17 protein-coding genes are annotated in these 21118 nt (G+C 66.5%); 2 read left to right on the top strand and 15 right to left on the bottom strand.

The window, feature by feature from the left end; genetic code table 11:
• Positions 1-119 precede the first annotated feature (119 nt).
• Positions 120-1937, top strand: a complete 1818-nt coding sequence (arsA, locus tag EXV95_RS09870; RefSeq protein ID WP_176886688.1) for an arsenical pump-driving ATPase — start codon at positions 120-122, stop codon at positions 1935-1937.
• A gap of 136 nt (positions 1938-2073) precedes the next feature.
• Here arsA and EXV95_RS09865 read toward each other — a convergent pair whose 3' ends face one another.
• Together EXV95_RS09865 and EXV95_RS09860 are read right to left on the bottom strand one after the other, a co-directional pair.
• Entirely contained in the window at positions 2074-2682 is a 609-nt protein-coding gene (locus EXV95_RS09865) for a hypothetical protein (RefSeq protein WP_176886687.1), read from the bottom strand.
• Between the two features lie 42 nt (positions 2683-2724).
• Positions 2725-4851, bottom strand: a complete 2127-nt coding sequence (locus EXV95_RS09860) for a catalase (RefSeq protein WP_176886686.1) — start codon at positions 4849-4851, stop codon at positions 2725-2727.
• A gap of 226 nt (positions 4852-5077) precedes the next feature.
• Here EXV95_RS09860 and EXV95_RS09855 point away from each other — a divergent pair, with 226 nt between their 5' ends.
• Positions 5078-6544, top strand: coding sequence for a rhomboid family intramembrane serine protease (locus EXV95_RS09855; RefSeq protein ID WP_176886685.1), 1467 nt, complete (start codon positions 5078-5080; stop codon positions 6542-6544).
• A gap of 138 nt (positions 6545-6682) precedes the next feature.
• On the opposite strand, the gene EXV95_RS09850 is transcribed toward EXV95_RS09855, so the two are convergent.
• The 13 genes from EXV95_RS09850 to pbpC form a co-directional block, all read right to left on the bottom strand.
• Positions 6683-7417 (bottom strand): plastocyanin/azurin family copper-binding protein, encoded by a 735-nt coding sequence (locus EXV95_RS09850; protein WP_176886684.1) that lies wholly within the window; start codon positions 7415-7417, stop codon positions 6683-6685.
• A gap of 10 nt (positions 7418-7427) precedes the next feature.
• A complete protein-coding gene (locus EXV95_RS09845) occupies positions 7428-7886 on the bottom strand; it encodes a group 1 truncated hemoglobin (protein ID WP_176886683.1) in 459 nt (152 codons plus the stop codon).
• A 12-nt stretch (positions 7887-7898) separates the two neighbouring features.
• On the bottom strand, positions 7899-8831 hold the full coding sequence (locus EXV95_RS09840; RefSeq protein ID WP_176886682.1) for a DUF3034 family protein: 933 nt from the start codon (positions 8829-8831) through the stop codon (positions 7899-7901).
• Positions 8832-8955: 124 nt separating this feature from the next.
• A complete protein-coding gene (locus tag EXV95_RS09835; RefSeq protein WP_176886681.1) occupies positions 8956-10197 on the bottom strand; it encodes a HupE/UreJ family protein in 1242 nt (413 codons plus the stop codon).
• Between the two features lie 50 nt (positions 10198-10247).
• Positions 10248-11390, bottom strand: coding sequence for a hypothetical protein (locus EXV95_RS09830; protein WP_176886680.1), 1143 nt, complete (start codon positions 11388-11390; stop codon positions 10248-10250).
• A 99-nt stretch (positions 11391-11489) separates the two neighbouring features.
• Positions 11490-11741, bottom strand: a complete 252-nt coding sequence (locus tag EXV95_RS09825; RefSeq protein WP_176886679.1) for a hypothetical protein — start codon at positions 11739-11741, stop codon at positions 11490-11492.
• 17 nt (positions 11742-11758) lie between these two features.
• Complete coding sequence (locus EXV95_RS09820) at positions 11759-13312, bottom strand: DUF4331 domain-containing protein (protein WP_176886678.1); 1554 nt, start codon at positions 13310-13312, stop codon at positions 11759-11761.
• A 155-nt stretch (positions 13313-13467) separates the two neighbouring features.
• Positions 13468-14259 carry an anti-sigma factor domain-containing protein gene (locus tag EXV95_RS09815; RefSeq protein WP_121420811.1) on the bottom strand — a complete coding sequence of 264 codons (792 nt, stop codon included), beginning with the start codon at positions 14257-14259 and terminating at the stop codon, positions 13468-13470.
• A 16-nt stretch (positions 14260-14275) separates the two neighbouring features.
• Entirely contained in the window at positions 14276-14851 is a 576-nt protein-coding gene (locus tag EXV95_RS09810; protein ID WP_121420810.1) for an RNA polymerase sigma factor, read from the bottom strand.
• Positions 14852-14999: 148 nt separating this feature from the next.
• Entirely contained in the window at positions 15000-16163 is a 1164-nt protein-coding gene (locus EXV95_RS09805) for an alpha-hydroxy acid oxidase (protein ID WP_176886677.1), read from the bottom strand.
• A 241-nt stretch (positions 16164-16404) separates the two neighbouring features.
• Positions 16405-17103, bottom strand: coding sequence for a diguanylate cyclase domain-containing protein (locus EXV95_RS25140; RefSeq protein ID WP_370460240.1), 699 nt, complete (start codon positions 17101-17103; stop codon positions 16405-16407).
• Positions 17022-18695: a PAS domain-containing protein gene (locus tag EXV95_RS09800; protein WP_370460239.1), complete on the bottom strand. Its 1674-nt coding sequence runs from the start codon at positions 18693-18695 to the stop codon at positions 17022-17024. Before EXV95_RS09800 ends, EXV95_RS25140 begins: the two co-directional genes overlap by 82 nt.
• 84 nt (positions 18696-18779) lie before the next feature.
• A complete protein-coding gene (gene pbpC, locus EXV95_RS09795) occupies positions 18780-21098 on the bottom strand; it encodes a penicillin-binding protein 1C (protein WP_255485009.1) in 2319 nt (772 codons plus the stop codon).
• Positions 21099-21118 lie beyond the last annotated feature (20 nt).

Genomic DNA, 21118 nt, shown 5'->3' with positions numbered 1-21118 from the left:
AAGACCGTTTGGCGCGCTGCGTCGGCTGTGCCGTGTTGGGGGCGTACGCACTTGGCGAAGCTCCAAGAAAGCTTGACCTGCCTCAAGCCTGAGCCCGCCTGTTGTGCCATTCTGGTAGAATGACCTCCCCCCACGCCGCCACCGTCACCCTGGGCCTGCTCGCCCAGCCCACGCGTTTTCTGTTTTTTACGGGCAAGGGCGGCGTGGGCAAGACCTCTTTGTCTACCGCAGCCGCCATTGCCCTGGCAGACGCGGGCCGACAGGTGCTGCTGGTCAGCACTGATGCGGCCTCCAACCTCGATGAAATGCTGGGCGTGCCGCTGTCCAACCAGCCGGTGGCCGTGCCCGGCGTGCCGGGGCTGCACATGCTCAACATCGACCCTGATACAGCCGCTGAGGCTTATCGCCAGCGGGTGCTGGCGCAGCTGGAATCCACAGCGACGGCGGACGAGCGCTCCACCGTGCGCGAACAACTCTCTGGCGCCTGCACCACCGAGATCGCTGCGTTCGACGAATTTGCAGCGCTGCTGGCCAGCGAGGGCAGCGCCATCGGCCACGTGTTCGACCATGTGGTGTTCGACACGGCCCCCACCGGCCACACGCTGCGCCTGCTGAGCTTGCCCAAGGCCTGGACCGGATTCCTGGCGGGCAATGACCGGGGCGCATCGTGCCTGGGGCCGCACTCGGGCCTGAAGATGCAGGAGGCGCGCTTCAACGCCGCCCTGGCCGCGCTGAGCGACCCAGCCCTGACCACCATGGTGCTGGTCACCCGCCCCGACCCCCGCCCCATGCAGGAGGCTGCGCGCACCGCGCTGGAGCTGCGCGCCCTGGGCCTGGCCAACCAGCGCCTGGCCATCAACGGCGTCTTCCATGCCAGCCAGCCCGGGCACGACGCCGTGGCCGATGCCATCGAGGCCCTGGGCCGTCAGGCCATGGACCAGATGCCCGATGCGCTGGCGCACCTGCCCCGCGACGAGGTGCCGCTGCGCGCCTTCGACACCGTGGGTTTGCCTGCGCTGCGGGCCTTGCTGGCGGGTGGCGCGGTGCCATTGAGCGCGCCCTCTGCCGTTGTCGGCGCGTCGTTGCAGGCCGAACCCCTCTCGTCCCTGGCCGATGCACTGGCCGCCAAGGGCCACGGCCTCATCATGGTGATGGGCAAGGGCGGCGTGGGCAAGACCACCATCGCTGCCGCGCTGGCCGTGGGCCTGGTGCAGCGCGGGCACAGCGTCCACCTCACCACCACCGACCCGGCAGCCCATGTGCAAGCCCAGCTCGACGGCAGCCTGCCCGGCCTGAAAGTGGGCCGCATCGACCCGCACGCAGAGACACAGGCCTACATCGACAAGATCATGGCCACGCGCGGCAAGGCCCTGGACGACGCGGGCCGCGCCCTGCTGCTGGAAGACCTGCAATCGCCATGCACCGAAGAGGTGGCCGTGTTCCATGCCTTCAGCCGCGTGGTCAACGAAGCGCGCAGCGCCTTTGTGGTGCTGGACACGGCGCCCACCGGCCACAGCCTGCTGCTGATGGACGCCACCGGCGCCTACCACCGGCAGATGACGCAGCAGTACGAAGGCAGCGCAAACTCCAAACACATCATCACCCCGCTCATGCGCCTGCAGGACGCTGACATGACCCATGTGGTCATCGTCACGCTGCCCGAAGTCACCCCCGTGAGCCAGGCGGCAGCGCTGCAGGACGACCTGCGCCGCGCCCACATCGAGCCCTGGGCCTGGGTCATCAACAAAAGCGTGGCGGCCACGGGCACCAGCGACCCGCTGCTGCAGGCCCGCCTGGTGGGCGAGCAACATCAGGCCGCGCGCATTGCCAACGGCCTGGCGCAGCGCACTTATGTGCTGCCCTGGCTGGCCACGCCGCCGGTGGGGGTGGTTGCACTGGGCCAACTGGCGTCGGCGCCCCCAGCCACGATCCGTTGAGGCAAACAGGAACTAGGAATATGGGGGCAAGTTCCAAAGAAAAATAGCCACCAGCGCTTATCAGTAAAGCGCAAGCAGCTATATTTTTAATAGCGGATGTCGGGCGGCGCACCACCGCCTTGCGGCATCGCTGTGGTCAGAGCATGGTTTCGCGCTGTTGCTCGGCGCGTGATGCGCCAATGGCGGTCTCCACGTTCTTGACCTCCTCGGGCGGGGGCAGCACGGCTGGCAGGCCCAGCGCCTCCAGGGCCAGTTCGCGGCACCAGCCCTTGGTGTGGTACAGGTGGTGGTCCTCGTCTTTCTCCACCGCCTTGTGGGCCGATTTCAACGTCTGGCCCACGTCGCCCGTGGCCACCTCGGCCACCTTGCCCAGCAGCTCCCAATTGGCGTGGTCTTTCGTCTCGGCGTGCACCACACATTCACAGGCCACCAACTGGGCGGCGGCGGGGTTGCCCCCCTGTTTGGCCAGCTGCATGGCCTTGACCAGGGATTCGCCGATGTGTTTGACCACCGCCCGGCTGGGTGACTGCGCATCGGGGTCAAGCCCCAGGGTGTCGCACAGGCTGCGCACCACATCCTGGTGGGTCAAGGTTTCTTCCAGATAGCTTTCCCATTCCTTCTTGAGATCTGGGTTCACGGCACAGGTGAGCGCGGTGCGGTACACCTGCTCGCCACCGAGTTCGGTTTCCATCATCTGGAGCACAAGATCATCAAGCTGGTGGCTGTCATAGTGGGCTTTGGGCATGGTTTCTCCTTGGGTGGTGGGGTTGGGAACGGGATGGATGCGTCATGCGAGGGTGCGGACCTTGGGTTCGCGCTCCCACTGGCGGGTCTGTGCGGCGGCGATGAAGCCCTGCGCGTCGGCGGGGTCCACCACGCCCGCGTCGGGCTCGATGCCACCGGCTTGCAGGATCGCCTGGGTGCCCTTGCAGGCGGCAATCGCCTTGAGGTGGCCGAACGCGTCGCGGAACCAGTCCACGGCGGCGGCCTCTTTGGCCAGCAGTGCGCCCATGTCGGGCGACAGGATGGAGGCCACAGCGTCAAACACAACCGATGGCGTGCCTTGCAGCTGTCCGTCGGCGGGCAACAGCGTGCCGTCTTTCAGCACGGCTCCGCCCACCTTGGGCGACACGATCTTGACGGTGGCGCCCACCTTCTCCAGCGCCTTGCGCAGGTTGGCCACCGTGTTGCCGTTGGAGCCATCTGCCACCAGGATGCCGATACAGCGCCCTTGCAGCGTGGGCTTCATGCGGTCGATGATGCGCAGCGCGGGTGACGGGGCCAGGTCCTGCACCGGCTCGGCGGCAGTCGGGGCGGGTGGCAGCGCCTGCATGCCCAGGCCGTCGGCTACACGCTGGGCGAGGTCGGGGTCGACATGCTGCAGGTGGCCCACCACGGCTTCACGCACATGCACGGTGGCTACCTTGGACAGCTCGAATACCAAGGCCGACGCCATGTGGGCCTGCTCCAGCGGGCTCTGGCTGCGAAAGAACATGCGCGCCTGGCTGTAGTGGTCGGCAAAACTCTCGGGGCGGATACGGCCTTTTCCTCGGCCATCGCCGTCGTCGGCCTGAGCGAAGTGGCGGAAGCCTTGTGCCAGTGAGGCGCGTGGCGTGTCACCCTGCAGGCTGCTGGGTTCGTAATTGACCCGGCCCTTGGGCACCTGCATCTGCATGTGACCGTCGCGCTGCATGTTGTGGAACGGGCACTTGGGCGCGTTGATGGGGATCTGCGCAAAGTTGGGCCCACCCAGGCGCGACAGCTGCGTGTCCAGGTACGAGAACAGGCGGCCCTGCAGCAGCGGGTCGTTGCTGAAGTCGATGCCAGGCGGCACGTTGGCGGGGCAAAACGCCACCTGCTCGGTTTCTGCAAAGAAGTTGTCGGGCCAGCGATTGAGCACCATGCGGCCTATGGGCTGCAGGGGCACCAGTTCTTCGGGGATGAGCTTGGTGGGGTCCAGGTGGTCGAACGGGAAGCGCTCGGCGTCTTCTTCGGTGAAGAGCTGCACCGACAGCTCCCATTCCGGGAAGTCGCCCGCCTCGATGGCTTCGAACAGGTCACGCCGGTGGAAGTCGTTGTCGGCAGATTGCAGCTTGACGGCTTCGTCCCACACCGTGGACTGGATGCCCAGCTTGGGGCGCCAGTGGAACTTCACGAACGTGCTGTCGCCCACAGCATTGACGAGCCGGAAGCTGTGCACGCCAAACCCCTCCATCATGCGCAGGCTGCGCGGAATGGTGCGGTCGCTCATGGCCCACATGATCATGTGCATGGTTTCGGGCATCAGCGAGACAAAGTCCCAGAAGGTGTCGTGCGCACTGGCCGCCTGCGGGAACGCGCGGTCGGGTTCCATCTTCACCGCGTGCACCAGGTCCGGGAACTTCATCGCATCCTGGATGAAGAACACGGGGATGTTGTTGCCTACCAGGTCCCAGTTGCCTTCGGGCGTGTAGAACTTGACGGCAAAGCCGCGCACGTCACGCGGTGTGTCCACCGATCCCGCGCCGCCTGCCACGGTCGAAAAGCGCGTGAACACGGGCGTATGCTGGCCCACTTCCGTCAGCACCTTGGCGGTGGTGTATTGCTTGAGCGAATGTGTGAGTTCAAAGAAACCGTGGGCTGCCGAGCCGCGCGCATGCACGATGCGCTCGGGGATGCGCTCGTGGTCAAAGTGCGTGATCTTCTCGCGCAGGATGAAGTCTTCGAGCAGTGTGGGGCCGCGTGGCGACGGGCGCAGGGAATTCTGGTTGTCTGCCACCGGGATGCCCTGCTGCGTGGTCAGCACCGGGTGCTTGCCACCGGCTTGCTGCTGCAGCTCGCCTGCGTTGCCGCGAAAGGTGTCTGACTGGGTGGAAGAGGGCAGGGCAGACGGCGATTTTTTTGCCGCGCCGCGCGAAGTGGGGGTTTGGGCCATGGGCGCTCCTGGGGGTTCTGGGTAATGAAACAAGACCAGCCAACATCGTTGGACCCCCGTGCTTTTCGAGGAGTAGGACGCCGCCCCATCCGGGCGTCGTCGTCGTCAGGCAATGGCCCGTTGCCTGTGCGCTAAAGCCTCTCGGTGTTTGCTACGCTTGCGCCCATCCTGCAGGGCCCATTGCCTTGTGGCGCGACCCTCTCCTTTGCCCTTGCCAGACTGACCCATGTTCTACGCCATCCCCCTCGAAAACCGGCCCACCTGGCGCAACCCGCCCTGGATGACGGTGCTGCTGATCCTGGTGAACATGCTCGTGTTCTGGGGCCCGCAGCGCTCGGAAGAAAAGGCGCAGGACCGGGCGGCCGCCTTCTACGTGGCCAGCCCCTTGCCTGCCATCGAAGTCCCGCGTTTTGTGGCCTGGCTGGAAGAGACCGGTGACAAGCATCTCAAAGAGGCCCGCGCCCTGCAAAAGGCGGGCGACCATCGCATGCTGTTGCGCTGGATGGAGCAGGAAGACGGCTTTCAGCAGCGGCTGAAAAGCCCGCGCTTTGTGCCACCCGAAGACCCGCAGTACACCGACTGGAAGGCCGCGCGCACCCAGTACGAAGCCCGGATGCCAGCCCCCTTCACCCGCAAGTGGGCGCAGAACTTTGAAAAAGACGCGGAGCTGCGCCCCGTCACCTGGCTCACGGCCACCTTCTTGCACGGCAGCACCGGGCACCTCATCGGCAACATGGTGTTTTTGTTTCTGTTCGGCTTTTCTGTAGAGCTTGCACTGGGCCGGGGCTGGTACCTGGCGTTTTACCTGCTGGGTGGCCTGGGCGGCTCGCTGCTGGCAGGCTGGGCCTATGCGGGCATGGGCAGCTACGGCCTGGGCGCTTCGGGCGCCGTGTCGGCCCTGATGGGCATGTACGCGGTGCTGTACCGGCTGCGGCGCGTGCGATTTTTCTACCAGCTGTTTTTCTACTTCAACTACGTGACCGCACCGGCGTTGCTGCTGTTGCCCGCGTGGATTGCCAACGAGTTGCTACAGCACTGGCTGAGCGGAAAGGGTGTGGCCTACATGGCCCACCTGGGCGGGCTGGTGACCGGCGCATCGCTGATGGCGCTGGCCATGCTGCTGCGCAAGAAACCGATGGAAGTGCCGGTGACGCAGGACGCCGCGTCCGACGACGGCTTTGACGCCCATGTGGCCAACGCCCAGCGACTGGCGCAGGGCATGAAGTTCGAACAGGCCCTGGCCCAGTGGCGCGCTGCGGCCAAGCTGCGCCCGCAAGACCAGGCGGTGCTCAGCGCCTGGTTCAAAACGGCATCGCTGTGGCCCGACGGCGAAGACTTCCACCGCGCCGCGCGCCGCATCTTTCGCCTGCACGCCCACGACGAGCAGACGCTGCAGTTTCAACACGCCAGCTACCGCACGTATTTTGAAAAGGCCAAGCCCGGTGCCCGTTTGCAGCCGGACGACATGGCCCGCCTCTCACGCCGCTTTGCGCGTGCGCAGCAATGGGGCGATGCCGAAAAGCTGTTCAACGCCTTGCACATGACTGCCCCCACGCACCCCGAGCTGGGCGAGACGCTGGGCATGCTGGTGTCGGCCTTGTGCCATGCGGGGCGGCGCGAGCAGGCGGCTGCATTGGGACCGCAGCTGAAGCAGCTGGCGCCGGGGAGTGCGGCGCTGCGGGGCCTGGGGTGAGGATTGTTGTTGGTAAATTTGGTGCTAGCGCTTATTGAGTAGGCGCAAGCAGCTATTAAATTAGTAGCAATTTCCGAAATCGCACTGCTAATTTCTATCGGTTGGGCTGAGCTGGTCGGAGCCTGGTCCACCGGCCCATCAATGCCGATGCGCCACCTGTTCCAGATGCCCGGCAGGCCCCTGGCTGTATCCCCCCATCGGCCCTCCAGGCGCAGCCGGTGGCGCCCGCCGCACGCGCGGCACCACGCTCAATTGCACGGTGTCCAGCACCGGTCCCGGCACCACGTTCAGTGCCTTGCGCGGCAAATCAATCAACTGCTCGGCATGCCACACCCGCACCTGCGCGGCACCATCCGGCACGCCCGCAAAGCGTGCAATGCCATCGGCATCGGTCTTCAGCGTCCAGCCCGAATCCGTCACAAACACATGGCCGCGCATGGAGCCGTGCAGGTGGCATGACAACAGCACCACCCCCGGCGTATCGAGCTTGACCTCAAAGGAGTTGGCAGGCTTGCCGTCGGCCTTGCCCGCCAGGCGCAGTTCAAAACCGCTGTTGGCTGTGCCCGCCGCAGCCGCCAGGCCCGCCGCCGCACCGCGCACGTGGTGGTCCCAGCGGTCCTGATTGGTAAAGCGCACCGTGGCACCGGGCTCGACCACCGTGACGGCGGGCACAAAGCGCATCTTTTCCTGCTCGATGGTGGGGTTGGCCTGCAGCAGGCTGGGCGATGTGCCGCCCGTGCCACCGGGGTACACCACCACCACGGCTTCGGGCACGGGCTTGCCGTCACGGTCCAGCACCTGGATTTGAACATTTCCGGCGCTAGCGCTTGCCCACAAAGCGCTAGCAGCTACAAAAATCATAGTATTTTTCATAGGTACATTCTCAGCGGATGGTGATCACATCGCGGTGCATGGGCGCCAGCAAGGCCAGCAGGCGGTTTTGCTGTGCGAACGGTATGCCCTGGGCATCCATGGCGCTTTGCAGCACCTCCACCAGGGCGTTGAACTGGCCCTTGGTGATGTCCATGTCGGCATGGGCTGATTTCATGTCAGCGCCTTCATATTTGCAAGGGCCACCGCTGAGCTGGCAGATCTGGTCGGTCAGGCTTTCCTTGAGCGCGGCGGGTTTGGTGTCCTTGAAGTGGCCGCCGATGCGTGGGTCCACCACCAGACGGTTCACAAAATCGTCCATCAGGCGCGTGATGCCGGGCTTTTCACCCAGGGCCTGGTAGAGGCCTGCAGGGGCCGTGGCCTTGGCGGCGCTGGTCTGGGCCAACGCTGGCTGGGCCAGCAGGCCGCCCAGGGCGAGTGCAAGGGCAATGAGGGTTTTGGGGTGGGTCATGGAAAAATCTCTTCAGAAAGCGACTTGGGCCGACAGGTAGTAGCCCGTCTGGCGGCGGTGGTTGGTGATGCCGGGCACGATGCGGCCCAGGTCTACATAGGCCAGCGTCAGTGACAGGTTCTTGCTGGGCGCCCAGGCGATGAAGATGTCTTTCCAGTCGTCCTCGCGCAACGCGGCGCCCAGGCCGGCGGCGGCGCCCAGCGCCTGCAGGTTGTTGGGTTTGAAGCGGTATTCGGCGCCCACCGCCAGGTTCTTGCTGATGAGGTACGCCACCGAGAACTCGGGCTGCAGGCTGCGGCGGTTCTTGCCGGGTGCGGCAGCGCCAAAGCCCAGCAGGCCGTTCTGGTTGGCGTTGGTGGAGCGCAGCGTGCCGTTGACCAGCAGGCTCTGCGCCAGCAGCAGCTTGGTGGCGCTCACATACACGTCGGTGCCGCTGGTTTGGGTGCCCAGAAAGTCGAGCACCGACCCGATGGAGCCAGGGCGCACGCGCTTGTGCTCCAGCCCCACGGCGATCTGCGGCATCCAGCTGTCGGCGTTCAGCACAGCATCGCCTGCCACCTTGACCTTGATGCCCACGATATCCATCTGGATGTGCTGCCCGGGGGTCACGCCAAACGGCGCAATGCCATTGAGCGCGATGGCGGGTGATGCGTCAAAGTCCTGCCGCGCCAGCGACAGCTCCACCCGGTCATGCAAACCCACCGCAACACCGTAGCCATTGAGGCCGTAGTCCTGCGTGGCGGCGCGCGTGGCGTAGCCGGAAAAGCCCACCTCGCCTTCGGTGGCGTTGCTGCCGATCACCGCCCAGGGGGTGAGCCCGCCACCGGCCGACCCGGCGATGGTGCTGACGCCCCCTGTGAGCAGCAGTTTGCCGGTGTCGGCATGGGCCACGGTGGCGGCCAAGGCAAGCGTGGCGGACACCGCAAGCCAGCGTGGATTCTTCATGGGGTCGCTCCTGGGTTGTAAATAAATGCTACACCGATGGAGGTACGTCAGGGCGCCTCCAGCGGATGCACATTCCAGAGCGCTGCCGAGGGTCTTTGAACCACGCCGCCGCTGGCGTGGTGGCTCAGCCCGAAAAAGCGATCCGCTGCACCGTCCAGTACAGCGACAACACCAGGAGCGCCGCCGAGCCCCCCCGCACCACTACCGTGCTGTAAAGCGCCCAACGCGCCAGCACCAAGGATGCAGCACACCACAGGGCCACCACCAGGAGCTGCCCCGCCTCGACCCCCAGGTTGAACCCCGCCAACGCCCACACCAGCGAGCTGCCTGAAATCCCTGCCTCCACCAGCACCCCCGAGAAGCCGAGGCCGTGGATCAGGCCAAAGCCCAGCGCCAGCCAGTGGCCCCGCAGGCCCCGGACGGGGAACAGATTCAGCAGCGCCGAGATACCAATGCTGATCGCAATGGCAGGTTCCACCCAATTGCCCGACACCGTCACCCAGCCCAGGCCCGCCAGTGCCAGCGTGACCGAGTGGCCCAAGGTAAAGAGCGTGACGGTGACCAAAAGCGCCTTCAGCCCGGTACGGGGATCCAGAGCGTCAGTCTTGCGGGACGCAGGCAGCTGCTTTGTCATCGGTTGCGGGCTGCGAGGCAGAGGCTGTCGCACCAGCGAAATGGGCAGCAACAGCGCCAGCAAAAAGGCCAGGTGGTCATAGCCTTGCAGAATGTGGTGCACCCCTTCGGCCACAAATTGCAGCAGTATTGCCACCCCACTGCGTGGGGATGCGAGCTCCTGGGCGTCTGCACCTCCAGCCCCTTGCGCACCTGGCTCCCCTTGGGGTGCGACACCGCTGCCTGCGGACCGCAGGTCGGTGCTGGCGCGCCCATCGGGGGCCAGCACGGCCGCCAGCGGCTGGCCGCCGAGCACACCGCCCACCAGCAGACGGTGCGTGGGGTCGATGCCCTGCATCAGCCCGTAGCGCAGGGTGACTGCCTGGGCGGGCGCACAGGGGAGCGTGGCAGCCAGTCGCGCGTAACGGCCATCGGTGCGCTGCTCCAGTGCTTCAAAGCGCCAGGCGGGGGCCGTCGCCGTTCCATCGCACTGCCACAACATGCCCTGGCCCACCCACTGGGCCATGGCGGGCACGGACTGCCGCACCTCGCCCCATGTGAGCTGGCGGTCGCCATCGGCATCGAGCTGCTCCAGCGCGGCGTCCACATCCTTCAACGCCACCGACAGCACCAGGCCCACCGATGCGCCTGCCCCTGCAGCGCCCTCAGGCGCCGGGGCATCCGCCACCCGCAGGTAGGCGTCGCTGGCCTTGTGGGCCCGTGCGCTGGGCACCAGCGCCGCGGCAAGCAACACGACCGCCACCATGGCCCTCAGGGGGGCTGTTATCCAGTGTTCGCAGCGCATCATTGGCCTCCCCGGGGTTGCCAGCGCGCCAGGCGCACGTCCTGCAGCCCGGTTTGCAGGAGGGCCTGCCGCACCGCCTGGTGGGCGGCAGCGTCGCCCGATTGTTCAGAGGTCTGCAGTGCCAGCCACCAGTCGTGTGGCTCTTTTTGCAGGGCAAGGTTCGTGCGGGCCGCCTTCCACGCGGCGGCGGGTTGCCCTTGCAACCACAACGCCAACAGGGCGCGCTCACGGGCATGGGCATCCAGCCCCTCGCCGCGCGCCACGATGGCGGCAAACCGCGCTTCCAGGTCGCGCGCCAGGGGTTGCCACGCGGCGTCCCCCATCAGCCGCAGGGCCTGTGCGCGCCGCAGCAGCACGGCATCGCTGTCGGGCTGGTGTCTGAGTACCTCCAGCGCGGCGCTCGCACGGTTGCGGCGCAACAGCTGGTCGGCATAGGCCAGAGCGGTGTAGCCGTCGGGGGCATCGGCCAGGCTGCGGCGGTAGGCAGCGTCGGCGGCATCATCGCGCCCTGCGCGCTCTTCGCTTTCGGCCAGCAGCGACCCAATCCAGGCCCGCTGGGTGGCATCCCCCGCAGCCTGCTGCCACAGGGCGGTGAGACCGCTGCGCGCAGCATCGTGCTGACCTTGAAGTGAACGGGTTTCAAGCAGGCAGGCGGTGGCGTACAGCGTGGCGCCATAGCGCGCCACGTTGCGACAGGCGGCCTCGGCGGCCTCATAGCGCGCGGCCACACGCTCCAGCGTGGCCAGCGTGAGCCAGCCCTGCACCTGCGCGGGGTTGGACTGCAAGGCACGCTCCAGCGTGGCGCGCGCCGCTGCAAATTCATGGCGCCCTTGCTCCACGGTCGCCTGTAACACCAGCAGATCGGCGGGGGCATCGGCCTGGCCCCACCAGCGCTCCAGGGCCGCTTGAGCCCGGCCCAGGTAACGCGGGTCCGCCGTCTCGCGTGACAAGCTGATCCAGCGCCGGGCGATGGTGGCGGCGGCCTGGGGGGTTGCGGGGGCTGCAGCCACGCGTTCAGGCAGGCGCTCGACCACACCGGCATCCAGGCCGGGGGGCAAGTCCTGCGGCAAGGCCGCTGCGGCAGTGCCAGCCCAGAACATCAGGTGCAGGGCCGCGCACACAAGGTGGGAAGGTTTCTTCATGGGCTCGTGACAACAAACGGGTATGGGAGGAGGCAGACTCACCCACGGAGGCCCCTGGCTACGCCCATTCAGGGCGCAGCCAGGGGCGTCGCGCGAAGGTCAGAGCCGCGAATCGGGCTCTTCGGTCTCGGTGCTGGACAGCACCAACTGGTCCACCGCCTGAGGCTCGGTGGTGTCCGATGCGCCGCTGGCCACAATCGGCTGCACGTACGCGAACGCGTTCACCATCACGGGGCCCCCATTGCCAGGGTCTGCCGCGTTGTCACCGCCTCCGCCCCCGCCGCAACCGGTGATGGCCAATGCCGCCACCGAGGTGAGCGCCAGGTGCTGAATCCGAAAATTCTTTTGCATGGTGTGTCTCCATCGGATCAGAAGTTCTTGGCACCGGGCAGCGGTGGGTTCACGTAGGGGAAGGCTGTGCGGTAGTCGGTGGCCTTCGTGCGCGAGCCATCGACAAATGCAACGCCTCCTGCCGGGGCGTCACCGGGCTTGCAGCCCACCTTGAGTGCGTCCGAGGCACCGGTCACCGTGCACAGCGCACCCATAGCCACACGCAGGGACACGTCCACCACATCGTCGCCCAGGCGGCGCCCGTTGGGGAAGCCTGCCGCATCGCCGGCGACCACGCCCAGGGAGCTTTGTGCAGCCACTGGCGTGGCCGCAATGCCGGTGTTCAGGCGCAGCATTTCGGCCAGGGGCCCGCCTGCGCCCAGGCCGGTGATGTTTCCGGGGCGGTTCACCGTGGGCAGGCCCGTGAGGAACGCCGTCATCAAATCCGTGCGCGGGAAGTTGGTGGGGGCCTTGGCGCCAAACAGCGTCTCGACCAGCGCGGGCAGCGTGGGGTGTGTCACATAGTCCGCAAAGTTGGCGGCATCGTCCTTGGGCTTGGACGCGTTGAACTTGTCCTTGTCCTTCAGGCCGATCACCACCTCATTGACCAGCGGCATGCCCAGGCGCGAGACCTGCGTCCATGCGCCACCGGCCTTCTCGCTGGCCTGCAGGCCCGAGTCCGGCTTGCCGTTGAGCAGGCGGGCCTGGCGCAGGCTGGCAGTGGTCCAGCCGCCAATGACCTTCTCGCCCGATGCAGCCGTGAGGCAACTGGTGGGCACTTCCACGGACAGCGAGGTCACGTTCTTGTCGGCAATCTGGCCGGCACCAAAAGCCGCTGCATTCGACTCGCTGGTGATGACCGCAGCGGGCGCATTCACCAGGTCAAAGATGGTGCCCAGCGACACAGGGAACGGGTCCTGCCGCTGGCCCACAAACACCTTGCCGGGCGTGGAGCAGCCGGGGATGTTGATGCCATACACATATTTGCCGGCATAGGCGTCGTAGGCAGCGGCATTGCCCAGGGATTTTTCTCCGATGTAATCGATGGGCTTGGTGAAGGTGGTGCCCCCGCCAGCCATGCTGATCTGCTCGCGCTTGCCGGTGCGGCGGTCACCGCGCACGATGAACATCTCGTACTCTTCGCGGTAGGCCAGCGGGTCGGCCGCCGCGCCGCTGATGCCCCCGGCGTTGCGCAGCGGGATCGCTACCTTCTTGCGGGCACCGTCAGGGCCGATGTCGAGGGTGATGCCGTTGCCACCGTTGTTCAGCGTGTTTTTGAAGCGGAACTGGAAGGTGATGTCCTCCGCCGCGTCGCCGTTGTTGTCGATGTGGATCTCATACAGCGCATTCGGGTCCAGGCTGAAGTAGTTGGGGCCGCCATAGGCATCCTGCAGCGGCAGGTAGTTGGCGATCATGGTGACAAAGCCCGCGCGGCCCGGTTCGTAGCTGTTGAACAGGTAGAAATCGGCGCCGTCAACCTTGGGCTGGGTCGTGATGAACGGTGCTTCGCGGTGGCTGGACGCCAGGCTGACGCCCGCTGCGCAGGCCGCCAGGGCAGCCAGCACGGCCAGACTGATTCTTCTCAATGGCATGGAGATCTCCTCGTAGGTGGATAGAGAGGTGCCAAGCACCCCACCACCTATACGGCGAAGAGAACCCTCTGGATTCAGCGGCTGCGACGATTCTTTGTGGAAGGCGTCCCGCCGCCCCACGCGGCAATCCCACGCGGCAGCCCGCTGCGTGCCGTTCAGGTGGCCTTGCGGATCAGTGCACCCTTGAACAGCACCGGCCCGGTCGGGCCTGTGGCGCTGGGTACGCCGCCCAGCGGCTCCAGGCTGATGGCCAGTGTGGGCACTTCCTTCACATCACCTTCCTGGGCCACCAGCTTGAGCAGCTTGTCATGCCCCAGCACACCGAGCGAGCGTGGGCCTTGGCCGGGTGGCAGCGCCCACAGTTGCAGCGACTTGTCCGCCCCCTCCTGAAAGCCGCCCACGCGCTGCAGCACCAGCTGGTTGTTCTTGGGGTCGAAGGTGACCAGCATCGACGCGTCCGCCTTGTCGTCGGCCAGCACGGCCACGTACTGGATCTGGGGTGTGGCCTGCAGTTGCTGCTGCAGCGTGGCAATCTGCGCGCCGGTGGTGGCACGCAGGCCACCATTGACCTGCACGCCGACCACCACGGCAGCCAGTGTGGCGATGGCCCCCGCAGCGGCAGCACCGCGCCACACCAGCAGGTTGCGCCACCAGCCACCGGGGGCCGCAGCAGCCGGGGGCACACGCGCAGCCTGCATGGCCGCCGCAGCCTTGTCGGCCTGCACGAGGTTGTCGATGCGGGTCCACACGGCGGGGGCGGGGTCGATGGCAGGTTGCAGCTCGGTCAGGCCCGACCAGCGGGTCTGCCACACCAGGGCGGCGGCGCGCACGGTGGCGTGTTCGCGTGCCAGTGTTTCAAAGCGGCGGCGGGCGCCGCCGCGCAGCGTGCCCAGGGCATAGCTGGCGGCCAGGCGGTCGAGCAGGTCGGGGTGTTGGGTGATGTTCATGGTGGACCTTCCGTGCTCAGGCGTAACGCGCCATGCAGGTGCGCAGTTGCTCCAGCCCCCGGCGGATCCAGGTCTTCACGGTGCCCAGCGGCAACTTGAGCTGCTCGGCCAGTTCGCCGTGACTCTGGTCACGCAGATAGGCCAGGCTGACCACCTCGCGTTGTTTGTGGTCGAGCTTGCCCAGGCAGTGGTGCAGCGCAAACGACTGCTCGCTGGCATCGGCCGTGTCCATGGGGTTGGGCGAATCGCCCTCCAGCGTCTGGGCCAGCTCGTCGTCCAGCTCGTTCATCAGGTCGGCCCGGTCGCTGCTGCGCTTGCGCAGCGCATCCAGCGCCCGGCTGCGTACGATAAGCCCCATCCACGCCATGGGCGGGCTGAGTGATGCGCGGTAGTTGCCGGCGCCGCGCCAGATGCTCAGGAAGGCCTCCTGCAGCACGTCCTCGGCCACATCGCGGTTTCGCACAATGCGCAAGGCCAGGCCAAAAAGCGGCGACGAGGTGCGCTCGTACAGCCTTTTGAGCGCAGAGTCTTCCTGCGCGGCGATGCGGTCGAGGAGTTCCATCAGTTCACGGTCTGGTTGGGGGGTGCTCATGCGCCCATTCTCTGGGATGGATCGGGTTTCAAGGACTTGCGGGGCTTTGCTGTAGCTGAATACGCCACAAAAGGGAGGATGGATTCACCGGTAAGCCAGAAACAACAAAGGCCGCAGCGCGGCCTTTGCAAGGGCGAGTCGGCAAGACTCAGGTCGGATAGGTGCCTGGCAACAGAATGGAGCGGTCCACCGTGTTGATGTTGGTGTGGCCGCAGAACGCCATGGTGATGTCCAGCTCTTTCTGGATGATCTGCAGCGCGCGGGTCACGCCTGCCTCACCAAAGGCCCCCAGGCCATACAGGAAGCTGCGGCCGATCAGCGTGCCCTGCGCGCCCAGGGCGCGGGCCTTGAGCACGTCCTGCCCGCTGCGGATGCCGCCGTCCATCCACACCTCGATGTCCTTGCCCGCCGCAGCGGCAATGGCAGGCAGCGCGGCGATGGAGGATGGGGCGCCATCGAGTTGGCGGCCGCCGTGGTTGCTGACGATGAGCGCATCGGCGCCGCTGTTGACGGCCAGGCGCGCGTCTTCGGCGTCCATGATGCCCTTCAAGATCAGCTTGCCGCCCCAGCGCTTCTTGATCCACTCCACGTCGCCCCAGTTGAGCTGCGGATCGAACTGTTCGGCCGTCCACGACGAGAGCGACGACAAATCGCCCACGCCCTTGGCATGGCCCACGATGTTGCCAAATGAGCGGCGCGGGGTGCCCAGCATGCCGAGGCACCAGCGGGGCTTGGTGGCCAGGTTGATGAGGTTGGCGATGGTGGGGCGGGGCGGGGCCGAGAGGCCGTTCTTGATGTCCTTGTGGCGCTGGCCCAGGATCTGCAGGTCCAGCGTGAGCTGCAGCGCCGAGCAGTTGGCGGCCTTGGCGCGGTCGATCAGGCGCTCGATGAAGTCACGGTCACGCATCACGTACACCTGGAACCAGAACGGGTGGTTGCCCGTGTGCTGGGCCACGTCTTCGATGGAGCAGATGCTCATGGTCGAGAGCGTGAACGGGATGCCGAAGGCCTTGGCAGCCTTGGCACCCAGGATCTCGCCGTCGGCATGCTGCATGCCGGTGAGACCCGTGGGCGCAATGGCCACGGGCATGGCCACGTCCTGGCCGACCATGGTGGTGCGGGTGCTGCGGCCCTCCATGTTCACGGCCACGCGCTGGCGCAGCTTGATGCGCTGAAAGTCGCTTTCGTTGGCGCGGTAGGTGCCCTCGGTGTACGAACCCGAATCGGCGTAGTCATAAAACATGCGCGGCACACGGCGCTGGGCAATGACACGCAGGTCTTCAATGCAGGTGATTTTGGACAGATCGGGCACGCGGACACTCCAGAAAGGGGTTGCACAGGGGGGCAGACAGGACTGCGCCGAATGGTAGGCACTTGCCTGCGGGTGGGCCATCAAAATTATTTGTGCGGGCTGCAACAAATTTCCAAGGCAGTGGAAGAGCGGGGGCCTTGGAGGGGCAAGAATTTCAAGGAGATTGGCTGCTAGCGCTTATTTGGAAAGCGCTTACAGCTATAAAATGTATAGCAAAATATCGCGCCAGAACTCTGGCGGCTTATGGATCCTGCCCAGCGTCCACAGCGGCCAGCACCACCTCGGGCTCGGCGTCCGGGCCCCGGTAGAGCATGAAGCGCATGCGCCCGCCGCGTTTGGCGGCGTACATGGCGCTGTCGGCATGGCGCGAGAGCGCATCGAACGTATCGCCGTGCTGGGGGAAGAGCGCAATGCCGCCACTCAGCCCCACCTGCAGCAAGCGCCCAGCCAGCGCGAAGGGCGCATCGCACGACGCAAGGATCTTGCGCGCCACATGGCAGGCGGCCTCGGCGCCGTCCAGCCCCGGCAGCAGCACCACAAACTCATCCCCGCCCTGGCGGCACACGGTGTCGGACGCGCGCACGGCAGCCTTCAGGCGCTGCGCAAACTGCACCAGCAGCAGGTCGCCCACATCGTGGCCCAGGGTATCGTTCACGTCCTTGAAGCCGTCCAGATCCAGGTACATCACGGCCAGGCACTTGCCGTCGCGGCGGGCCTGCGAGATGGCCAGCTGGGCGCGGTCCTGCAGCAGCACGCGGTTGGGCAGGTCGGTCAGTGCGTCGTACTGGGCCAGGTGGGCCATGCGCTCGGCCATGACCACCGATTCAGTCACGTCGCGCAGTACGGCCACGGCGCCGGTCACCGTGCCATGGCGGTCCGTGATGGGGCTGGCGGTTTCCTCCACCTGAAAGCGCTGACCATTGGTGCGGTGCAACAGCACACCCGCACCCGCACGGGGGGAGTCGCCATGCCGCGCTGGATGGCCGCACGCAGCGTGTTGGCCAAAGGCTCGTTGTTGTCAGGGCTGCGCAGGCTCACCACCTCGTCCACGGTGTGGCCTGCCGCATCAAACGCCTGCCAGCCCGTCAGGCGTTCTGCCACGGGGTTGAGGTAGGTCACCATGCCCTTCGCGTCCGAGCAGACCACTGCGTCGCCAATGGCTTGCAGCATCAGGCGCACGCGCTCTTTCTCGTCGAACAGCTCGTTCTCCATGCGCTTGCGCTCGGTAATATCCGTCACTTGCACGAAGAGCCCGGTGACCACGCCGCGCGCGTCTGTGTCGGGCAGGTAGGAGACGATACTGTGCCGCGGCTGGCCTTTCGGGTTCTGGTCCGTACGTTCAAAGCGCTGCGGCGCACCCGCCAACGCCAGGTCGTAGTGGGGCTTGCTGGCCGCGTAGCGGGCTTCGCTGAGCAGCTCGCTGATATGCCGGCCGCGCACAGGCACCGGGTAGGTGCCGAACTCCTCGAGTGCCGCCCGGTTGGCAAAGCGGTTGTGCATACTGGCATCCCAGTAGGCAATCATCGAAGGCACGTTGTCGAGGGTGGTGCGCAGGTCATGCTCAGCCTCGGCCAAACGCGCCGAAACCTGCTGGCGCAGCACCAGCTCACGCACGAACAGCAGCGCCAACCCAAGGCAACCAGCCATCAACAGCGCAGCAAAACCACCCAGGACCCAGGCACTGCTCCTCCACTTGGCCAAGATGGTGTCGGTGGACTGGGCCACGTTCAGAATCAGCGGGTAGTTGCCCACAGGCCGGAAGGAGTACAGACGCTCCACGCCGTCGAGCGCGGCCTTACCGACAAAAGAGCCTGTGCCCTCGGCCTGAAAACGCAGCAGGTTAGGCGTACCAGCGATGGTTTTGCCGACATCAGCATCACCATACGGAAAGCGGGAGATCACCACCCCGTCCCGCCGAAACATGTTGACCCCGCTGTTGGAGCCCAGGTCCAGCGAACCAAACAGTTCGTTGAAATAACTCAGGCGGATAGCGCCGACCACCACCCCGGCAAAGCTGCCGTCTGCATGGAAGTACGGACGAGAAATGGGCAGGATGTTCAGACCCGTCACCCGTGAAGGCACGGGCTTGCCGAAGAACAGCTCCCGCTCGCCCCGCTCACTGAATGCCAGAAAGTAGTCGCGGTCGCCCAGGTTGGTGCGGCGAGGGGTCAGGGAGCCCGAGTCCAGAATGACGTTGCCCTGAGCGTCCAGCACCAGCACATCGCCCGCGCCGCGCGCACGCAGCGAGTTGTCAAACACCACCCGCGCACGCAGGTCGGGGGGCAGCGCCCATACCTCGGGCCGTGCCACCTCGCGGGCCACGCCCTCCAGGGATTTGTCGAACGAGTCCAGCGACCAGGCCAGGCCCTGCTCCATGGTGCGGGCCAGGTTGGAGTTGGTCTGCACCGCGTAGCTCCATTCGTCGTTGCGAATGGTCCAGATGGTGCGGGCAAACAAGGCACCAATGCCCAGAGCCACCAGCAAAGCCAGCCATATGAGGCGGTGAGAGAAAAACTGGCGAAGGGAGGGCATAGGGATAGTTTGTAACTATTTTAAACAGCCGCCTTAACAGGGACTTGGCCCCAATTCACACCGTATTCCTCGGATTTGTCAGCGTCAATGCGCACCTGCCCGGAGAGGCTTGGCCACCACACCTGCGCCGCGGACCTCCAAACGGACCTCGTCCAGCACCTTGCCCTGCGCGTCGGTGAGCTGCACCACATGGCGCCCGGGCCAGGGCAACCAGGCCACCCGAGGGCCTCGGCCCAGGGTTTTGCCGTCCAGCCGCCACTGCACCGCATTGCCCGTGGCGGTGAACTGCAGGCGCTGGCGCGCCGGGGGGATGTCGGGGTCCAGCGCAATGATGGTGCCCGGGGCGGGGGCGGTGATGCGCGGGGGCAGACCCGCAGGAGATGCGGCGGCATCGGGCGCAGATTTTTTAGGATCATTTTGGCCGCTAGCGCTTGATGGATAAGCGCTAATAGCTACCGAATCAATAGCAAAAAACGCCTGCTGGGTGCCCTGAACAAACCATTCTTCCCGCGCGGCCTCCAGCGGCTGGTCGCCGCCGCGTGGGTCCGGGCTGCCGGGCTGCGGCGCCACGGGCCCAAATCGCACCGCTGTGCGGGCCAGGCCCACGGGGGCCTTGGGGGCGCGGCTGGGCTCGCGGGCATGCAAAAACCCCATCACCGCCGACCAGATAGGTGCCGCGCCGCTGGTGCCGCTCACATCGTGCATGGCGGCGCCGCTGGCGTTGCCCACCCACACGCCCACGGTGTAGCGCTCGGACCAGCCCACGGCCCAGTTGTCGCGCATGTCTTTGCTGGTGCCAGTTTTCACGGCCGTCCAGAAGCGGGTGGCCAGCACGCTGTCGGTGCCGAAGGTGCGGGCGCGTGCGTTGCCGTCTGAGAGGATGTCGCCCACGATGAAGGCGGCACGGGCGTCCAGCGCAGGGGCAAAGCGCGGCTTGGCAACATCCGAGAGCGCTACAGCACTCGATCGTCCGCCGTTGGCCAGGGCGCCCGCAACAGGACTTGCCCGCCCGCCGTTGGCGAGCGTGCGGAAGGCGTTGGTCAGGTGCAGCAGCGGCACCTCGGGGCTGCCCAGCGCCAGGCTGTAGCCAAAATAATCGCCGCTTTCGCGCAGCGGCAGGCCCACGGCGCCGAGCTGGCGGTGGAATGCGTCGGGCGTGACCATCACCAGCGTGCGCACCGCCGGCACATTGAGCGACGCCGCCAGCGCCGTGCGCACCGACACCCAGCCCTTGAACTGCCGGTCGTAGTTCTGCGGGATGTACAGGCCGCTGGCAGTGGTGATCTGCGCGGGCGAGTCCTCTACCAGCGAGGCCGCCGTGAGGCGCCGCTCGGCAATCGCCTGCGCGTACAAAAACGGCTTGAGTGTGGAGCCCGGCTGGCGCAGCGCCAGCACGCCATCGACCTCGCTGGCCTGGCTCAGTTGCCCTGAAGACCCCACCCAGGCCAGCACCGCGCCCGTGGCGTTGTCGAGCACCAGCACGGCGCCGTCTTCCACATTGCGCCCGCGCAGCTCGCGCAGGTGCTGCTGCAGGCCCTGCACGGCAAAACGCTGCAGCGGCGCGCGCAGGGTGCTGGGCACACGCTCGGGCACGGCGCCGTCTTTGCCAGAGCGCTGGCGAAGCAGGTAGCGGGCGAAGTGCGGCGCCACGCCTTCGCTCGCATCAAATGCGCGGCGCTGCAGGGCGGCGGTGGTGAAGAGGTCCAGCGCATCGCAATCCACACGGGCCGGGGCTGGGGTGGCGCGCTGCGCGGGGCGCGCGCCGCTGGTGGCCTGCATATCGCGCAGCACCCCGCACGCCCGTTGCGCCACCAGCGCGGGCCGGGCATTGGGCGCGCGCACCAGGGCCGCAGCCACCGCCGCCTCGCGGTCGTCCAGCCCATGGGCCGCCTTGCCAAACAGCGTGCGCGAGAGCGCATCAATGCCCACCAGCTCGCTGCGAAACGGCACGAGGTTGAGGTAGGCCTCCAGGATCTGGTCTTTGCGCCAGCGCCGGTCCAGCACCTGTGCGGCCACAGTCTGCCCCAGCTTTTGCACCACGGTGCGCCCGCCAGGGCCCTGGCGCCAGTCACCGTCCAGCAAACCCGCCAGCTGCATGGTGATGGTGCTGGCCCCACGCGTGCGCTGGTTCCACAGGTTGCCCCAGGCAGCGGCCGATGCGGCGCGCCAGTCCACGCCGCTGTGCTCAAAAAAACGCTTGTCCTCGCTGAGCACCAGGGCCGTGCGCAGGGCGGGCGAAACCTCCGCCAAAGGCACCCACTGGCCGCGCCGCACGGTGGCGTCGGTGCGCAGGCGCTGCAGTACCTCGCCTTCGCGGGAGAGGATGAGGGTGTCGGAGGGCTTGAAGTCGGCTCGCACCTCGTCAAACGCCGGAATAGCCCAGGCGGCCGATGCGCTGACCATCCAGAGAGTCCAGCCAGCGT

Origin of the sequence: Acidovorax sp. JMULE5 (assembly GCF_013376875.1) — a bacterium.
GTDB lineage: Bacteria > Pseudomonadota > Gammaproteobacteria > Burkholderiales > Burkholderiaceae_C > Acidovorax > Acidovorax facilis.
This window is presented reverse-complemented; position numbering and strand designations above follow the sequence as displayed.

Coding starts and splice junctions, on each gene's coding strand:
- pbpC (WP_255485009.1), bottom strand. CDS start 21,098: ATGGTCAGCGCATCGGCCGCCTGGGCTATTCCGGCGTTTGACGAGGTG.
- EXV95_RS09845 (WP_176886683.1), bottom strand. CDS start 7,886: ATGACCCACCCCAAAACCCTCATTGCCCTTGCACTCGCCCTGGGCGGC.
- EXV95_RS09825 (WP_176886679.1), bottom strand. CDS start 11,741: ATGCAAAAGAATTTTCGGATTCAGCACCTGGCGCTCACCTCGGTGGCG.
- EXV95_RS09865 (WP_176886687.1), bottom strand. CDS start 2,682: ATGCCCAAAGCCCACTATGACAGCCACCAGCTTGATGATCTTGTGCTC.
- EXV95_RS09810 (WP_121420810.1), bottom strand. CDS start 14,851: ATGAGCACCCCCCAACCAGACCGTGAACTGATGGAACTCCTCGACCGC.
- EXV95_RS09830 (WP_176886680.1), bottom strand. CDS start 11,390: ATGAAGAAACCTTCCCACCTTGTGTGCGCGGCCCTGCACCTGATGTTC.
- EXV95_RS09860 (WP_176886686.1), bottom strand. CDS start 4,851: ATGGCCCAAACCCCCACTTCGCGCGGCGCGGCAAAAAAATCGCCGTCT.
- EXV95_RS09850 (WP_176886684.1), bottom strand. CDS start 7,417: ATGAAAAATACTATGATTTTTGTAGCTGCTAGCGCTTTGTGGGCAAGC.
- EXV95_RS09820 (WP_176886678.1), bottom strand. CDS start 13,312: ATGCCATTGAGAAGAATCAGTCTGGCCGTGCTGGCTGCCCTGGCGGCC.
- arsA (WP_176886688.1), top strand. CDS start 120: ATGACCTCCCCCCACGCCGCCACCGTCACCCTGGGCCTGCTCGCCCAG.
- EXV95_RS09840 (WP_176886682.1), bottom strand. CDS start 8,831: ATGAAGAATCCACGCTGGCTTGCGGTGTCCGCCACGCTTGCCTTGGCC.
- EXV95_RS09800 (WP_370460239.1), bottom strand. CDS start 18,695: ATGCCCTCCCTTCGCCAGTTTTTCTCTCACCGCCTCATATGGCTGGCT.
- EXV95_RS09815 (WP_121420811.1), bottom strand. CDS start 14,259: ATGAACATCACCCAACACCCCGACCTGCTCGACCGCCTGGCCGCCAGC.
- EXV95_RS09855 (WP_176886685.1), top strand. CDS start 5,078: ATGTTCTACGCCATCCCCCTCGAAAACCGGCCCACCTGGCGCAACCCG.